The sequence below is a fragment of the Ihubacter sp. rT4E-8 genome (assembly GCF_049852125.1).
Lineage (GTDB): Bacteria > Bacillota > Clostridia > Peptostreptococcales > Anaerovoracaceae > Senimuribacter.
The window spans coordinates 2487294-2504193 of the sequence record NZ_CP187532.1 but is presented as its reverse complement, the minus strand read 5'-3'; the positions used below and the strand labels follow the sequence as shown (position 1 = coordinate 2504193).

Sequence of the window (16900 nt, the reverse complement as noted above, 5' to 3'; positions counted from 1 at the left end):
GCTTTTTAAAATGGCAAAGAAAAAGGAAGTATACAAGGTAAAACCACTGACAGAAGGAAAAAAGAACATCATTGCAGCATTACTGGAAGAATACGACATCGAAACAGCAGATGATATTCAGGAGGCCTTAAAAGACCTATTAGGTGGCACCATCAAATCCATGATGGAAGCTGAAATGGATGAACATCTCGGCTACGGTAACTATGAACGCAGTGACAGCGATAATTACCGCAATGGTACAAAATCTAAAAAAGTACGCAGTAACTATGGAGAGTTTGAAATCAGTGTACCACAAGACAGGAACAGTACGTTCGAACCACAGGTAGTAAAAAAGCGTCAAAAGGATATCTCTGAGATTGATCAGAAAATCATCAGCATGTATGCAAGAGGGCTTACCACAAGACAAATCTCAGAACAGATTGAAGAAATCTATGGATTCGAATGTAGTGAAGGTTTTATCTCTGATGTAACAGATAAGATTCTGCAGGAAATTGATGACTGGCAGAAACGCCCTCTAGACGAAATCTACCCAATCATTTTCATTGATGCGGTACATTTTTCAGTCAGGGAAGATAATCAGATTAGAAAACTGGCAGCTTATGTAATCTTAGGATATACTCTGGACGGGATGAAAGATGTCATTCATCTTGAAATTGGAGAGAATGAGAGCAGCAAATACTGGCTAGGTGTACTAAACAGCCTAAAAAATCGAGGAGTCAAGGATATCATGGTCATCTGTGCAGATGGACTTAGCGGGATCAAAGAAGCAATTCAAGCAGCCTATCCGGATACGGAGTATCAAAGATGCATTGTACACCAAATACGCAATACGCTGAAATATGTGTCCTACAAAGATATGAAAGCTTTTGCCGGAGATTTGAAATCAATCTATCTGGCACCGGATGAGAAACAAGGATATGAAGCATTGCAAATTGTAACAGAAAAGTGGAATGATAAATATCCAAACGCGATGAAGAGCTGGGAGAAGAACTGGGATGTATTAACGCCCATCTTCAAATTCTCTATAGATGTGAGAAAGGTGATTTATACGACGAATGCCATCGAAAGTCTGAACAGTACCTACAAGAAATTGAATCGGCAGCGCACAGTATTCCCAAACGACAAGGCACTATTGAAATCACTGTATCTTGCAACCTTACAAGCAACGAAGAAATGGACACAGTCTTTAAGAAACTGGGGTAAAGTTTATGGAGAATTTTCCATCATGTATGGGGATCGTTTTCCTGTTTAATACAAAATAAAAGCATGCAAGGACTCCTTCAGAGAAAGGAGTCCTTGACATGGCTAAAAACATGTATTATATTATTTTCAACTAAGAACTATTGAAATTTCAAAGGTTTCATAGTTTCAAATTACCATAGAAGGTAATTTACAGACTTTTTTTCACAGTCTCCCCAAGCGTGATGTTGTCAGCCTTTGCAATGAATTTCTTTTCCTCGTAATCCTCCATTGCCTGCCGTAACAGCTTTTCCGTCTCGCTCTTGCTTTCCGTACCCGTAAACTCTTTCTGTACCAAGTTGCCGCTTGCGTCCTCCACATAGAAGCGGTAGTACCATTTCTTTCCTTTTTTTCTTACAGAACCTTTTGCCATAATCCGTTCTCCTTTCGATAACGGGCAATCGGAACTGATGAAATGCTTTCTGCGTGTAAGTATATCATGACTCCGATTGCTTTACTATACCGATTCGGATTCTTCCCCCGATACCATAGAAAGAAGATTTGCAAGCCTTACGGTGGCTGTTTCAGGATTTTTGGAATAGATCCTCACAATATCGCCCATATCATTAAACATGTTTACGGTGTGGGTGATTTCCCGAAGGAACATAATCTCGTTATATTCCTTATTCGATTCAAACCCCATTGTCCGGGCGAGTGCGGCATTTTCCGCATTGTCCTTGAAATTCTTACAGGCAAACCGGAAAGAATCCACGAACAGTTCATACTCCCTCAACATCAGCAGCAGTAAATCCTTTGTAAAGTCCGACTCTGCCTGTTCCATGTCAAACGGCAGCTTTGCGAGAATGGAGGACATCACATCACGAATGAATAATTCCCTTTTATCCGTAATGTTTGTTTCGTATTCTTCTGTTTCCCCTTTTAACCACTCCACAGATACATGAAGTGCTTCTGACAGACCTTCCAAGACCAGCTTCTTTGTGTTGTCGATTGTCCCTGCCTCGTAGCGCACGATTGTGGAAGTGGCTACCCCCATCTTCTCTGCGACATAAGGCTGGTTCAGTCCCAACTCCACCCTCCGCTGCTTTGCCCTGCTACCGATCAGCCTGCGCAATTCTTTGTCTTTCATGTTGATACGCCTCCTTTGTCGGTATGTTTATACTATAGCATACAAAAAGCAATAATGCAATATGCAACTTAAAAACAATTTTCGTATTATCATAACGCTTGACAAGGGAATATAAAAGCAGTATAGTATCAGTACACACAAAATTGCGTAATGCAATTCAAAAGGAGGGAAGTTGATGACAGAAACGAAGATTGCAATGACAATCGAGGAAGCATCCGAGTATACGGGAATCGGCAGGAATACCATGAGAAACCTTGTGGAATGGGGAAAGCTGCCGGTCTTAAAAGTCGGGCGAAAGGTACTTATCAAAAGCGATATTTTGGAAAAGTTCATGGAAGTGAACGAGGGAAAGAACCTGCGGGATAAGGGCGATGTAAAAGCGGTAACAAGAAAATCAGCAGTATAAAAGGCGGCTTCTTACGAAACCGCCTCAGGTATGTATCAGACCGAAGCCATGATATACCTACACGCAAATAGATTATATCATGTGCTTCCTTCCGGTACAAGCGGAAATTTGCGGGAATGGGCAGAAAGTGGGTTGAAAAAATAAGTCCATATGGCAAAAACGGACTTAAAAAATCGACTGATTTCTGTATTTTCAGTTGGAAAAGTCAACTGATGTTTTAACGATGTTTCTAATGCAGCATAAAGTGACTGTAAAAGTTCAACTGACTTTCTCCATTTTCAGTTGAAAGAAATTTCAGAACCGGCACTTTTATTATCATATGTGGCAGCACTTTTTGATAGCATGATGGCAGTTTTTACTATCATAAGTATCATCACTTTTTGCTATCATGACAACCGTTTTGCAGGCATAATTCGAGTGCCTATAGGGGAAATTCCTTTCTCTTAAAGCCCTCGGCGTTTGAGAGCGAAATACACCCATTGCACAAACTTCGTTTATGCAATGGGGATTTCGCCCCTGCGGGGAGCAAATTCACGCAAGCGTGAATTACAAATGCTGACGCATTTGAATTGACCGCCACAAGGCGGATGTGTTTGTAAACATACCGCCTATGTCGCCCACTCACAATCTGTTCCGCCATACCTCCGCTTACTCCGATCTGATACTGCCATTTGCAGGAGGGAGGACAAAGCACAATACAAAGACATTCATTCATCCGCATGAGCAAACTGTCCGATGTCAGGGGCAGGATCACTTATATATCCAGCCATGCGAAACAGGAAAACCTGTATGCGGTCTATGAAACGACAGACCGCCGCTATTGGACGGAGCTTGCGAAATGCAACCGGCAGGAATTTGAAAAAAGCGGCACAGAGGGAATGTGCATTGAGGCGAGGGAATTTATCATTGCCCTGCCCGAATCATTCCCTAATCTTTATGAGCCAAACAAGCTGTTGCAGCTTTTTACAGATCGCTTCAAAGAAAAATATGGCGTGGAGTGCGTATCAGCACTGCACCATAACAAACGAAAGACAAATTACCATATCCATCTTATTTTTTCTGAACGGGAACTGTTGCCCGAACCCATAGAAAAAACCGCGACACGCAATATGTTCTATGACGAAAACGGGAGACATGTCCGAACCAAGAAAGAGATACTCGGCGAAAACGGAAATGTCCGCAAAGGCTGTAAAATCGTGAAGAAAGGAGAAGTCTATGAGCGAAGTCTTTTTACCGCCAAGAGTAAGCTGTTCAAGCAGGAAAATTTTGTTGACGAGATAAAGCATTTCTATACCGACCTTATCAATCTTCTTGTAAAAGACGACAAAGAAAAACTTCATGTGTTCGACAGCAGCGGATTGTATCTTGCCACCAAGAAGATAGGGAAAAACAACCCGAAAGCGGAACAGATACAGACCGATAACGAAATGCGTATGCGTTGGAACAGGGAAGTTGACAGGGCAATTGTCAGCGGCGTTCCCGAAACAGAGATACGACAGATAAAGAAAAAATATATCACTGACCGCATCAGAGAATCGGTTGATATATTCGGCAGCCAGCCGGAACGTCTTGGAAGTATTATTATGACCGCTGTTACGGCGTTGGCATTGCTGATTTCTAAAGTATTGGATAAGGCAAGGGAACTGTCAGCAAAGTTATTTGAGAAAGAAACGATACAGCCGGTTGCAGAGCCAAACGAGAGAAGAACGACACAAGTAATACCGCAGACTGATAAAATACCAATGCAGGAAAAAATCACTCATAAAGAACCGACTGCTAATCCATCATCACAGAAACAGGAGTTGCAGGCAAAAACACAGACAACAGAACAGGAAAAACCTAAAATTCCACCAAAGCCTGTTATGTCCGCTGAAGCCACCGCATATCCAAAGCTGCTGAAAATTTATAAGGAATTAAACCGCCAAAACGGAATTATCTTTGATGCGGAGAGGGAACGCAATGAGTTGGAACTGGAGCGTGACAGCCTGAAAGGATTTGCGAAATTGACAAAGAAGGGGGGAACTGCAAAGCAGGATTGAGCGCAAAAATGAGGAAATAGACCTTCTCAAAATTGGTTTGTCGGGGATAGTCAAGCGATATGGATTCCAGACGGTGCATGATTTCTACAAAGTCTTTTCTGTCTCTAAAACTGCTAATGCCGAATATCGGGACAAGGTGGATAAATGGGAAGAACAATACGGGGAAAAAGTACAAAAGAAGGAAGAAAGCATATCCAAACGGTTACGGAATTATCAAAGGGAAAATGCAGACAGACAAACAAAACAGATTTCAAAAAGCAGAAACAGAGGGGCAAGATGACATGCCCCTCTAAAATTTTATTAAGATATTTTTGGCTTGTAAAAACTTTACATCTATTTTACAATGCCGCGATATTGGATTTGATTTTTGTCATGTATGATATAGCTGTCACTTCAAGAAACAATAAAAAGCAAAGGAGATTCAAAAAATGAAAACATCAAAAAAATTCTTGGCATTTGCCCTTGTGAGTGTTCTAATGCTGTCTGCATTAACGGGGTGCAGTAATAAGAACGAGGGAGATTCCGGCAAGTTTGACACGGCAAGAGAGATCAATGTACTTACCCGCGAAGATGGTTCGGGGACACGCGGCGCGTTCATAGAGCTGTTTGGAATCGAGCAGAAAAATGAAGCGGGAGAAAAAATTGACTATACAACAGACACCGCCGCCGTTACAAATTCTACGTCTGTTATGATGACAACGGTTGCCGGGGATTTATACTCTATCGGATATATTTCTCTTGGCTCCATGAATGATACTGTAAAAGCGATTCAGATCGACGGCTGCGAAGCAACGATTGAAAATATTAAAAACGGTACTTATGAGATTGCACGTCCCTTTAACATTGCAACAAAAGACGGTTTGAGCGACACGGCGCAGGATTTTATCGACTTCATTATGAGTGCGGACGGTCAAGCGGTGATTGAAGAAAATGGATATATTTCTGTATCTGACGCGGGAAGTTACAGCGGGGAAATGGATTCGGGCAAAATTATTGTAGCGGGTTCCAGCTCTGTCACCCCGGTTATGGAAAAGCTCAAAGAAGCCTATCTTGAGAGAAATCCGGGCGTTACGATTGAGATACAGCAAAGTGATTCTTCTACTGGTATGTCTGACACAATAGACGGAACCTGCGATATAGGCATGGCTTCCCGTGAGCTGAAAGATTCCGAAATGGAAAAAGGACTGACCGCTACCGTAATTGCAATGGACGGTATTACAGTGATTGTTAATAATGACTGTCCCATAAATAACCTTACAAGCGAACAGGTAAAAGATATTTTCATGGGTAATGCGGTTCGTTGGAGTGAAATATCACAGTAGGATTTTAAGGGGCTGCGGTAAGAAAGCCGCCGCCCCTTTTCAATAAGGAGCATGATTATGAAGAATATAAAAGAAAAAGTGATGAAACTGCTTTTTTTCTTGACAGCCCTTGTTTCCATAGCAGCGGTAATTCTAATCTGCATATTCCTGTTTGCAAGCGGTATCCCTGCAATAAAAGAAATAGGCGTTTTCAAATTTTTGCTGGGTACAAGCTGGAAACCTGCAAATAATCTCTATGGGATTCTCCCTATGATCGTCGGCTCTTTCTATGTAACTGCCGGAGCATTGATTATTGGCGTACCGATTGGAATATTGACAGCGGTATTCATGGCAAGATTTGCTCCGAGAAGTATCTATGCGCCTTTGAAAGCTGCTGTTAATCTAATGGCGGGGATTCCGTCGGTTGTGTACGGTTTTTTTGGATTGGTAGTCTTAGTGCCTTTTATCCGGGAAGCCTTTGGCGGGCGCGGTATGAGTGTTCTTACTGCTTCTGTCCTGCTGGGGCTGATGATTTTACCTACCATTATCAGCGTTTCGGAAACTTCAATCCGGGCTGTCCCGGAAAGTTACTATGAGGGAGGGCTTGCTCTTGGAGCTTCCCATGAAAGAAGTGTATTTTTTACGGTTCTTCCCGCAGCAAAGAGCGGTATTTTTGCAGGGGTTGTATTAGGGATTGGGCGGGCAGTCGGTGAAACAATGGCGGTTATGATGGTTGCCGGAAATCAAGCGGTTATCCCGGACAGTATGCTTTCCGGCGTCCGGACACTGACCACAAACATTGTATTGGAAATGGGATATTCTACGGATTTACACCGTGAAGCGTTAATTGGTACGGCTGTTGTTCTGTTTGTTTTCATTCTCATTATCAATCTGTCCCTCTCCCTGTTCAAAAGGAGGGTGAAATAAATGATTGGGAAATTGAAACGGAAATGGTGCGCATACAGACGCGACCCTAAATCTTTTGTTCTCTTTCTTTCTGTATGCCTTGCAGCATTGATTACAATGCTCGCGCTTATTTTTATTATTGCATACATATTGATGAAAGGGATTCCAAATTTAACGCCGGATTTATTTGACAGCAAATATACAACAGAAAATGTGTCCCTGCTTCCGGCACTTATCAATACACTGTTCATTATGCTGCTTTCTCTGCTGTTTGCGGTTCCCGTAGGAATTGGTGCAGCAATTTATCTGACAGAGTACGCAAGACGGGGAAATAAACTGGTTCATATCGTAGGTATTACTGCTGAAACATTGTCCGGGATTCCGTCAATCGTTTATGGGCTGTTCGGTTCCCTGTTCTTTGTAAAATATCTTGGGCTGGGGTTGTCTTTGCTGTCCGGGGCTTTGACTTTAAGTATTATGATTTTACCGCTTATTATGCGGACAACAGAAGAAGCCTTGCGAAGCGTTCCCGACAGCTACCGGGAGGGCAGCTTCGGGCTTGGAGTCGGAAAGTTACGAACCGTATTTTCTATTGTCCTGCCCTGCGCCGTTCCGGGTATTTTGTCCGGCATTATTCTTGGAATCGGGCGTATCGTCGGGGAATCGGCGGCACTGATCTTTACCGCCGGAACCGTTGCAGAAATAGCAACAAGCATTTTTTCGTCGGCAAGAACGTTATCCGTCCATATGTATTCTATTTCGGGCGAGGGGCTGTATATCAAGCAGACCTACGCAACTGCGGTTGTATTATTGGTGGTTGTCATTCTGATAAACGGGCTTTCCGGGTTTGTGGCAAAAAAGATAGGAGGTAAAAACACAGATGGATAAAATCGTGGTTGAGGATTTGGATTTATTCTACGGAAACTTTCAAGCCTTGAAAAAAATAAATGTGGCGTTTAAGGAACACGAAATTACCGCTCTGATCGGACCGTCGGGCTGCGGTAAATCGACATTATTAAAAACCTTGAATCGAATGAATGATTTGGTGGAGGAATGCCACATCAAAGGGACTATCCATTTAGACGGCGAAGATATTTATGGGAATATGGATATTAACCTACTGCGTAAACGTGTAGGAATGGTATTTCAAAAACCGAATCCGTTCCCTATGAGCATTTATGACAATGTTGCCTTTGGAGCAAGGACTCATGGTATCCGTTCTAAAGCTGCGCTGGACGAAATTGTAGAGCGTTCCTTAAAAGGGGCGGCAATTTGGGACGAGGTAAAAGACAGGCTGAAAAAATCCGCGCTTGGTATGTCGGGCGGTCAACAGCAGCGTCTTTGCATTGCCCGCGCTTTGGCGGTGGAGCCGGAAGTTTTGCTGATGGACGAACCGACCAGCGCACTTGACCCTATTTCTACGGCAAAGATAGAGGAACTTGCCGCAGAATTAAAAAAGGACTATACCATTGTCATTGTGACACATAATATGCAGCAGGCACTCCGAATTTCTGACAAGACAGCGTTTTTCCTGCTTGGGGAAATGGTGGAGTTTGGAGAAACAGAAAAATTATTCTCCATGCCGCAGGACAAGCGGACAGAGGACTATATTACAGGGAGGTTTGGATAATGCGCCTAAAATTTGATGAACAGTTAGATTTGTTAAATAAAGAGTTGATTACAATGGGGGCTTTTTGTGAAAATGCGATTGCTATGTCCGCAAAAGCTCTGACAGAGGGGAATCCCGCACTTGCAAAGGCTGTTCCCGATCTCTCTGTTCAGATAGACCACAAAGAGCGCGAAATTGAAACTATGTGTCTAAAGCTGCTCTTACAGCAGCAGCCCGTGGCAAAAGATTTGAGGGTTGTATCGTCCGCACTTAAAATGGTGACAGATATGGCAAGAATCGGAGATCAATCCGCAGACATAGCGGAAATTATCACATTAGCCAATATTCACGCCACCGACGACACACAGGTTATCCATGATATGTCGGTTGCTGTCATTAAAATGGTAACGGACAGTATTGACGCTTTTGTGAAAAAGGATATGCAGATGGCGAAAGCCGTGATAGATTATGATGATGTGGTGGATTCCTTTTTTGATAAGGTGAAGAAAATGCTGATTGAACTTTTCAGCAAACCCGAAGCAGACGGTGAGTATGCCATAGACCTGTTAATGATTGCAAAATATTTTGAACGTATCGGAGATCATGCGGTCAATATTGCAAAATGGGTTCTGTTCTCAATCACAGGGAACAAAGAGGGGTGAACATACCGCCATTGATGAAATATAGGTAATATGGTATGATTGAGTTCGGAATATTGCCACAGGAAAGAAAGGAGCGGATTTATATGATTTATTGTGTTGAGGACGACAGCTCTATCCGTGATCTGATGATATACACATTAAATTCTGCCGGATTTGAAGCAAAAGGTTTTGACTGCGCGGACAGCCTTTTTGACGCTTTGCAGACAGAAAAACCCCAGCTTATTATGCTTGATATAATGCTTCCCGGCGAAGATGGCATTTCCATATTGAAAAAGCTGCGTATGCAGGGTACGACAGAGGATATTCCTGTTATTATGGCGACAGCCAAAGGAACCGAATACGACAAAGTAACCGGGCTTGACTTGGGAGCTGATGATTACCTTGCAAAGCCGTTTGGCATGATGGAAATGATTTCCCGTGTGAAAGCGGTATTGCGGCGTACAAGCCCGAAAGAAGAAACAAAAAAACTAAAAATTGGAAATTTAGAATTGAATTTGGAAACATATATTGTGCTTGTAAACAACGAACGGGTTCAGTTGACACTGAAAGAACATAAGCTGCTCCATACTTTTATGGAAAACCCCGGACGGGTGTTTACACGCGACCAGCTTCTTGAAATGATATGGGGCATTGACTACATAGGGGAAACCCGAACCGTAGATGTTCACATCGGAACGCTCCGAACAAAATTAGGCGAATGTGGGAGCTATATTGAAACGGTACGGGGAGTTGGGTATCGAATGGAGGGAAAAGATTAAAATTAAAATTTTCAATCTTACAAGTTTGTGCTTTACAGCCCAAACTTGCAGATTATGAAAGGAGTACGGTTATAATATGACGAAACGAATTTTTCGCTCAATCTGCCTTGTCGCATTGACTGTTTTTCTTGCGTCTGTTGTTCTGTTCATGGGTGTTCTGTATGAATACTTTTCAAATGTTGAACAGGCACAGCTAAAAATGCAGACAACCCTTGCCGCACAGGGCGTTACAAATGAGGGCATTGATTATTTCCATGATTTGAAAGTGAAAAATTATCGTATATCATGGATTGATACAGAGGGAAATGTTATTTTTGATAGTGCGTCTGATACTGCGGAAATGGAAAATCATTTAGAGCGGGAAGAAGTGCGGGAAGCCCTTTCTTCGGGCTATGGTGAGAGCAAACGGTATTCTGCTACTTTGATGGAGCGTTCGTTTTATTCCGCACAGAAACTTGATGATGGCACTATATTACGGCTTTCCATATCTCAAAATTCTATTTTGACGCTCCTTTTAGGTATGACACAGCCGATTTGCATTATATTTGTGATTGCATTGATTCTTTCCATTGTTTTGGCTATTCAAGTTTCAAAAAAAATAGTAAAGCCATTAAATGAAATTGATCTTGATAATCCGTTGTCAAATGAGGGCTATGATGAGCTTTCCCCTTTTTTACGGCGTATTGACAGCCAGCAAAAACAGCTACGGGGGCAGAAAGCCGAGCTTCTCCAAAAAGAGAATGAATTAAATACGATTATCGGCAGCATGAATGAGGGCATGATTCTCTTAAATCAAAAAGGGAAAATTATCAGTATAAACCCTGCGGCAAGAAAACTGCTGGACGCTGACACAGACTGTATCGGTTCTGATATGCTGTCCTTATGCCGTAATCTTGAATTGCAGGAAATCCTTACGAAAGCCTTACATGGAGAACGGGGCGAAAACATTATCCGGCTGCATGGAGAAAGCTATCAAATTGACGCTGATCCGATCACTTCTGAAAACATTGTGAAAGGAGCCGCACTTTTCTTTTTCAATGTGACGGAAAAAGAAAAAGCGGAACAGATACGGCGCGAATTTACCGCTAATGTGTCCCATGAATTAAAAACCCCGCTTCACTCCATTTCCGGGTATGCGGAGCTTTTGAAAAACGATATGGTAAAGGAGAATGATAAAATACCCTTTGCCGGAAAGATTTATGATGAAGCCGGGCGAATGATACGGCTTGTAGAGGACATTATCAGTCTTTCGCACCTTGACGAAGGTGCGGACGATATGCAGAGGGAAAATATCGACTTATACGCATTGGCAGAAAAGGCGGTACAGAGCTTAGAGCCACAGGCAAATACCTTATGTGTCACATTGGAGCTTTCCGGCGTTTCGGCTCCCCTTAACGGCATACCTCAGCTTTTATACAGTGTGATTTATAATCTTTGTGACAATGCGATTAAGTATAACCATGAAAACGGAAAAGTAATGGTAAACATACAGAACGAAAACGGCATGGTAGTTTTATCAGTGGAGGACACGGGGATAGGAATTGCACCCGAACATCAAGAACGTATTTTTGAGCGTTTTTATCGTGTTGATAAGAGCCATTCTAAGGCAGTAGGGGGAACCGGGCTTGGGCTTTCTATTGTGAAACACGCTGCTAAAATCCATAATGCTAAAGTTGATGTAAAAAGTCATGTCGGAAAAGGCACGACGGTTATTGTAACCTTTCCCAAGTAGAAAATTTGAACTATTTTATTACCTCTTGTCATAAGAGTTTATTTTAGAAAAACTGAACCGATAACATGTATAATCAGCAGTTATCGGTTCAGTTAATTTGTTTCAATTTGTTCATTAAAAAGCTACACTATGCAAATATTGATATAGTAATTATAAAAATTACCACAATTCCAATGAATCTTCCGCATCCACCCACATCTGCATATTTCCATCAAGATAGAGTCTTGCGTATTCAAGCGGTTCGTCTATTGCCAGAGCATTTAAGGCACATTCAGAGCAAGGGGTAGTTTTTAATCCTTCTTCCGCTTTATTGCAGTCTATCCGTAAAAAGTAGCCTGCATAAGTGTATACGTCAATGCTGTTATGGTGGATATTGTATGTTGCGTAAATCATATTCATCTTTTATCCGTCCTCTTTTCATTGATTTTTTGAAAGCATTTCAATCAGTTTACCAATTCCCATATATTTTGTGTTATAATGTTTTATGTGATTTTGTTTCCCTCATTTTTTCCCTTATCAGGGTTCGTAATGCCCTGTGGGAAGATATAACACAAGGGAAACGATAAGGGAAAGTTCACCTGCGATAAACTTAGTATTTTCAAGGGTTGGCGGGTATTTTAATAACAAAATATAACAGCTAATATTTCCCTTAAAAATCATCAAATCACAATCGGAATTTGGGATATTAGAATGCATTTTTTAAGAATCAATAGATATTGAAGGCAAAACGATATATCAAAGAAGGAGAGAACACATCAATGTCAGAGAAAATTGTGATCGCCTTAGGCGGAAATGCTTTGCAGTCGGGAAAGAGCGAAGCGACAGCTGAAGCACAGCTAGCAGTTGTTAAGAAAACTTGTGAATATATTGCAGATATCAGCTGCAAGGGCTATGAAATCGGTCTGGTACACGGCAACGGACCACAGGTAGGCAGAATTTTGCTGGCTTCTGAGACAGCAAAAGATGTTACTCCGGCTATGCCATTTGATGTTTGTGGCGCAATGTCTCAGGGTTATATTGGATACCATCTGCAGCAGGCGCTGAAATATGCACTGAGCAAAAAAGGCAGAAATCTTCCTGTTCTGACTGTTGCAACACAGATGGTTGTGGAAAAGAGCGACAAAGCATTCCAGAATCCAACAAAACCAATCGGACCATTCTATTCAGAAGAAGAAGCAAAAGCTTTAGAAGCAGAAAAAGGATATACAATGAAGGAAGACGCAGGCAGAGGCTTCAGAAGAGTAGTAGCTTCCCCACTTCCTAGAAAAATTGTTGAAATCGACGCAGTAAAGAAATTATGGGACACTTCCATTGTAATTTCCTGCGGAGGAGGAATCCCTGTAGTAGAAAATGCTGACGGTTCCATGGAAGGCGTTGCAGCTGTAATAGATAAAGACTTTGCAGCAGAACTTCTGGCTGAGCAGGTTGAAGCAGATGTACTGATGATTTTGACCGAAGTAGAAAAAGTTGCAATCAACTTTAACAAGCCTGATCAGAAGAACCTGGATAACCTGAATCTGGAAGATGCCGTAAAATACATCGAAGAAGGACAGTTTGCACCTGGAAGCATGCTGCCAAAGGTAGAAGCTGCGATGAAGTTTGTCAGAGCATATCCGAACAAGAAAGCTATCATCACTTCTCTTGATAAAGCCATCGAAGCCTTGGAAGGTAAGACTGGAACAGTAATCTCCTTTGCATAAAGATAAGATATAGTGACGAAAACCCCTCGTGTGAAATTAATCACACGAGGGGTTTCATGGCTTAATAAATCGAAGGCAAGGAAAAAATCCACTATTCCTGCAGCATATACAGCCGCACTGCCAGAGAAATATCTGCGTAAAACTCCTGATTACTCATTTCGTCTGCAAACAGAAATTGTTTGATTTTGCTTAGGCGATAACGTACGGTATTGTGATGGCAGTTTAAGAGGCTGGCAGTTTTGAAAATATCGCCGCGGCAGATGGTCAGCGGCACGGTTTCGTAAAAATCCTGCTTTTCTAAAAGAGGTTGAATGCGGGCGTTCAGATAATTCTTCATTATATCAGAGCGGGCGTAAGGAATGAGAAGTTGCCATGGTCCGATGGATGCAAAGCTGCCGAAGTGCTTTTGCTCAGCGACAGAAACGATATAGGTAAAGTAACTTTCTCGGATGCACTGATCCAAATCTTTGAATGCTCGTATATAGAGGTTATTTACTGCCGCTCCACGGTCAGCATATTATCCCGCTTAAGACGCTGGATATCCTCTTTGTTAAAGAGAAGCAACTCCCGCAGTTCTTCGGTTTCTGCAAGCTGGGTACCCGACAGAACCACTTTGATTGCGTTAGGCGTCATCGTGGTGTAAGAAATGCTGGAGAGAAGTCCCATGCTGTGACCGTTGTTATCAAGACTTTCCATGCAGCAGAGGAAGGTGTGTTCCGTGCTGTTTCGGCGGTTGACGAACTGGTAGTTTAAAATCGGTCCTTCTTTGGACATGGAACCTTCGTAAAGTCCACGGCACTTTTCCAGCTGGTCAAAGGCGGGCACATCGTAAAAAAAGGTCACGTCAAGACTGCCTGCTTCGCCTGTGTAATGGTCAAGCACGCTTTTTGTAATTTTGCTGCCTTTGCGAGCGTAGGAATAGAGATACTGCCGGATTGCCGTACTTCCCGGCGCAGCGCCGTTTTCAGAAAAGGAAGGCGGCGCCATCAGTTTCGCGGGAGACACAGAAAGAACATCGGCAATTTCATAAAAGGTCGCAAGATCGATGGAAATCAGACCGTTTTCGTATTTGGAAACAGAGGCTTTGCTCTTGTGTATTTTCGCGGCAAATTCCTGCAGGGAAAGTCCCAGCGCCAGCCGGTAAGTTCGTATTTGTTTTCCTGTTTCTTTCAGACGGTCGTTCAAATCAGTTCCTCCATAAAGTTGTAAGTTTCTAAGAACAGAATAGCACGGCGCAGCAGAAATTACAATATGAAAAGAATCATAGCTTGTTGTGTTAGACTTCCGGGCAAACGTACGAAAATTGTAATCGATAATTTTACTGCGATGCATACCGCACATCGCTGCCATGGGTTGGAACCGGATATAGAAGTCGAATCTCCAACGAATGTGGAACTTTTGCAGTTTTTTCTTTAAAAATAGGAAATATAACAATGGATAGAAATGTAACAAATATTCTTGTTATTTTTTAGATATGGTCTAAAATTCTCACGTGTACTGTGCCTTATAATAAATATAAAAGTAACAAAGGATGTGATAAAAATGTAAATACGAGTGCCATAAACGTGAAATTTTGCGAAGGAGAGTGTTTTGGGCAATATCAAAAATTGCAGCAAAATATTGCTGCAGAAATGAAGAACGAGTTGAACTTGGGCTTCAACCCCATCTTGCAGAAAAGCTGGATACGTATGCGAAGGCGTTTTCCTTCGATTTTGTCATCGGCTCTACCCATAATTTCAGAGGGAGAGGAGCGGACGATTTGCGTACTTACAAGGGAAAGAGCACGGAGGAAATTTGCAAACTATATTTTCAGGAGGAATACGAAAACATCCGAAGGATACCAGATTTTGACGTGGCCGGGCATATGGATTTAATTTTCCGCTATGCGCCCGATGCCATTGAGACGTTTTCCTATGGAAAATATGCCGATGAGCTTGACACGATTCTGAAAGAACTGATTGAATCGGGAAGATGCATAGAGGTAAATACCTCCAGAATGCAAAGGCTCGGACTGGCAAACCCGAAGGAAGAAATCATAAGAAAGTACGTGGAGCTTGGCGGTGAGATTATCACCTTTGGTTCTGATGCGCATACACCGGATTGTCTCGGCTCGTGCTTTCGGGAAACGGGAGAACTGGTGAAAGCTTGCGGTCTGGAATACTTCGCGGTATACAGGCGGAGAACACCGAGCTTTTATCGTATATAGAAGACGGAATAGAATCGAGAAAAGGAGAAAGACAGAAATGGCAGAAAAAATAGTAATCGCCTTAGGCGGAAACGCGCTGCAGTCGGGAAAAAGTGAAGCGACTGCGGAAGCACAGCTTGCAGTAGTAAAAAAGACATGCGAATATATAGCAGACATCAGCTGCAAAGGCTATGAAATCGGATTAGTACACGGAAACGGACCGCAGGTAGGAAGAATTCTCTTAGCGTCGGAAACAGCAAAGGACGTCACGCCGGCTATGCCGTTCGACGTATGCGGCGCGATGTCCCAGGGTTATATCGGATATCACCTGCAGCAGGCATTGAAGTATGCGCTGAGCAAGAAGGGAAGAAACATTCCGGTTCTGACCGTAGCGACCCAGATGATCGTAGAAAAGAGCGACAAAGCGTTCCAGAATCCGACGAAGCCGATCGGACCTTTCTATCAGGAAGCTGAAGCAAAGGCATTGGAAGCAGAAAAAGGCTATACAATGAAGGAAGACGCGGGCAGAGGATGGAGACGCGTGGTAGCATCACCGCTGCCTAGAAAGATCGTAGAAATTGACGCGGTAAGAAGACTGTGGGATTCCTCTATCGTGATTTCCTGCGGAGGCGGCGGAATTCCTGTAGTAGAGAATGCAGACGGTTCCATGGAAGGCGTTGCGGCAGTTATCGATAAGGACTTCGCGGCAGAGCTTTTGGCAGAACAGGTAGAAGCAGACGTTTTGATGATTCTGACCGAGGTAGAGAAGGTTGCGATCAACTTCAACAAGCCGGATCAGAAGAACCTGGACAATCTGAATCTGGAAGACGCGGTGAAGTACATCGAAGAAGGACAGTTTGCACCGGGCAGCATGCTGCCGAAGGTAGAAGCAGCGATGAAGTTCGTGAGAGCATATCCGAATAAGAAAGCGATTATCACATCTCTTGACAAAGCGATTGAAGCGTTAGAAGGTAAGACTGGAACAGTAATCACCTTTGCATAAAATTTAGTATAGTAGCGAAAACCCCTCATGTGAAATCAATCACACGAGGGGTTTTCGTGAATTCTAGAATTGTTTTAATATGTCGTGATGTCCTACATCTAGCAAAATGATTATTTTATCACCTTCGTAATACCAAATGATGCGAATATTCATGTTGACACTGCACTCGTATAAGTCATTCGTTCCCTGAATACGTTTGGTACGCAGCGACGGATGTGCAGGGTTTTCTGCCAAAAGTAATAATTTATTTTTGAGTTGTTTTTTCTCTTGTGC

General features: G+C 42.6%; 21 protein-coding genes. 15 read left to right on the top strand and 6 right to left on the bottom strand.

Features of this window, described 5'->3' with window-relative positions:
* Positions 1-10: 10 nt before the first annotated feature.
* A complete protein-coding gene (locus tag ACPW7J_RS12350) occupies positions 11-1252 on the top strand; it encodes an IS256 family transposase (RefSeq protein WP_425755319.1) in 1242 nt (413 codons plus the stop codon).
* 138 nt (positions 1253-1390) lie between these two features.
* Here the strand turns inward: ACPW7J_RS12350 and ACPW7J_RS12345 are convergent, their stop codons facing one another.
* Together ACPW7J_RS12345 and ACPW7J_RS12340 are read right to left on the bottom strand one after the other, a co-directional pair.
* On the bottom strand, positions 1391-1612 hold the full coding sequence (locus ACPW7J_RS12345; RefSeq protein ID WP_425755369.1) for a hypothetical protein: 222 nt from the start codon (positions 1610-1612) through the stop codon (positions 1391-1393).
* A gap of 84 nt (positions 1613-1696) precedes the next feature.
* A complete protein-coding gene (locus ACPW7J_RS12340; RefSeq protein WP_172508854.1) occupies positions 1697-2326 on the bottom strand; it encodes a helix-turn-helix domain-containing protein in 630 nt (209 codons plus the stop codon).
* Positions 2327-2501: 175 nt separating this feature from the next.
* Here ACPW7J_RS12340 and ACPW7J_RS12335 point away from each other — a divergent pair, with 175 nt between their 5' ends.
* From ACPW7J_RS12335 to ACPW7J_RS12290, 10 genes are all read left to right on the top strand, one after another.
* On the top strand, positions 2502-2732 hold the full coding sequence (locus ACPW7J_RS12335; protein ID WP_251392597.1) for a helix-turn-helix domain-containing protein: 231 nt from the start codon (positions 2502-2504) through the stop codon (positions 2730-2732).
* A 719-nt stretch (positions 2733-3451) separates the two neighbouring features.
* Complete coding sequence (locus ACPW7J_RS12330; RefSeq protein WP_425755368.1) at positions 3452-4771, top strand: MobA/MobL family protein; 1320 nt, start codon at positions 3452-3454, stop codon at positions 4769-4771.
* A 144-nt stretch (positions 4772-4915) separates the two neighbouring features.
* The gene (locus ACPW7J_RS12325) at positions 4916-5203 is read left to right on the top strand and encodes a hypothetical protein (RefSeq protein WP_425755367.1); all 288 of its coding nucleotides are present in this window, start codon (positions 4916-4918) and stop codon (positions 5201-5203) included.
* Complete coding sequence (locus ACPW7J_RS12320) at positions 5200-6093, top strand: substrate-binding domain-containing protein (protein ID WP_425755366.1); 894 nt, start codon at positions 5200-5202, stop codon at positions 6091-6093. Before ACPW7J_RS12325 ends, ACPW7J_RS12320 begins: the two co-directional genes overlap by 4 nt.
* A 57-nt stretch (positions 6094-6150) precedes the next feature.
* Positions 6151-6999, top strand: a complete 849-nt coding sequence (gene pstC / locus ACPW7J_RS12315) for a phosphate ABC transporter permease subunit PstC (protein WP_016221934.1) — start codon at positions 6151-6153, stop codon at positions 6997-6999.
* Positions 7000-7866, top strand: coding sequence for a phosphate ABC transporter permease PstA (gene pstA / locus ACPW7J_RS12310; RefSeq protein ID WP_016279903.1), 867 nt, complete (start codon positions 7000-7002; stop codon positions 7864-7866).
* Positions 7859-8608, top strand: coding sequence for a phosphate ABC transporter ATP-binding protein PstB (gene pstB / locus ACPW7J_RS12305; protein ID WP_425755365.1), 750 nt, complete (start codon positions 7859-7861; stop codon positions 8606-8608). Before pstA ends, pstB begins: the two co-directional genes overlap by 8 nt.
* On the top strand, positions 8608-9249 hold the full coding sequence (phoU, locus tag ACPW7J_RS12300; protein ID WP_425755364.1) for a phosphate signaling complex protein PhoU: 642 nt from the start codon (positions 8608-8610) through the stop codon (positions 9247-9249). The genes pstB and phoU overlap by 1 nt, the downstream gene beginning before the upstream one ends.
* 83 nt (positions 9250-9332) lie before the next feature.
* Positions 9333-10007: a winged helix-turn-helix domain-containing protein gene (locus ACPW7J_RS12295; RefSeq protein ID WP_172510726.1), complete on the top strand. Its 675-nt coding sequence runs from the start codon at positions 9333-9335 to the stop codon at positions 10005-10007.
* A 76-nt stretch (positions 10008-10083) separates the two neighbouring features.
* The gene (locus tag ACPW7J_RS12290; RefSeq protein ID WP_172510725.1) at positions 10084-11739 is read left to right on the top strand and encodes a sensor histidine kinase; all 1656 of its coding nucleotides are present in this window, start codon (positions 10084-10086) and stop codon (positions 11737-11739) included.
* A 159-nt stretch (positions 11740-11898) separates the two neighbouring features.
* Here the strand turns inward: ACPW7J_RS12290 and ACPW7J_RS12285 are convergent, their stop codons facing one another.
* Entirely contained in the window at positions 11899-12138 is a 240-nt protein-coding gene (locus tag ACPW7J_RS12285; protein ID WP_251392610.1) for a DUF6061 family protein, read from the bottom strand.
* A gap of 359 nt (positions 12139-12497) precedes the next feature.
* Here ACPW7J_RS12285 and arcC (ACPW7J_RS12280) point away from each other — a divergent pair, with 359 nt between their 5' ends.
* Positions 12498-13439: a carbamate kinase gene (gene arcC / locus ACPW7J_RS12280; RefSeq protein ID WP_425755363.1), complete on the top strand. Its 942-nt coding sequence runs from the start codon at positions 12498-12500 to the stop codon at positions 13437-13439.
* 91 nt (positions 13440-13530) lie between these two features.
* Here arcC (ACPW7J_RS12280) and ACPW7J_RS12275 read toward each other — a convergent pair whose 3' ends face one another.
* Positions 13531-13902: a helix-turn-helix domain-containing protein gene (locus tag ACPW7J_RS12275; RefSeq protein ID WP_425755362.1), complete on the bottom strand. Its 372-nt coding sequence runs from the start codon at positions 13900-13902 to the stop codon at positions 13531-13533.
* Positions 13903-13931: 29 nt separating this feature from the next.
* Positions 13932-14624, bottom strand: coding sequence for a helix-turn-helix domain-containing protein (locus ACPW7J_RS12270; protein WP_425755361.1), 693 nt, complete (start codon positions 14622-14624; stop codon positions 13932-13934).
* 66 nt (positions 14625-14690) lie between these two features.
* Between ACPW7J_RS12270 and ACPW7J_RS12265 the strand changes: the two genes are divergently transcribed.
* The 3 genes from ACPW7J_RS12265 to arcC (ACPW7J_RS12255) all read left to right on the top strand — a co-directional run bounded on the left by ACPW7J_RS12265 (position 14691) and on the right by arcC (ACPW7J_RS12255) (position 16627).
* Complete coding sequence (locus ACPW7J_RS12265; RefSeq protein WP_425755360.1) at positions 14691-14855, top strand: hypothetical protein; 165 nt, start codon at positions 14691-14693, stop codon at positions 14853-14855.
* A 169-nt stretch (positions 14856-15024) separates the two neighbouring features.
* A complete protein-coding gene (locus tag ACPW7J_RS12260) occupies positions 15025-15645 on the top strand; it encodes a PHP domain-containing protein (RefSeq protein ID WP_425755359.1) in 621 nt (206 codons plus the stop codon).
* A 37-nt stretch (positions 15646-15682) separates the two neighbouring features.
* The gene (arcC, locus tag ACPW7J_RS12255; protein WP_425755358.1) at positions 15683-16627 is read left to right on the top strand and encodes a carbamate kinase; all 945 of its coding nucleotides are present in this window, start codon (positions 15683-15685) and stop codon (positions 16625-16627) included.
* Between the two features lie 63 nt (positions 16628-16690).
* Here arcC (ACPW7J_RS12255) and ACPW7J_RS12250 read toward each other — a convergent pair whose 3' ends face one another.
* Positions 16691-16861: a type II toxin-antitoxin system YafQ family toxin gene (locus ACPW7J_RS12250; RefSeq protein ID WP_425755357.1), complete on the bottom strand. Its 171-nt coding sequence runs from the start codon at positions 16859-16861 to the stop codon at positions 16691-16693.
* Positions 16862-16900: the final 39 nt, after the last annotated feature.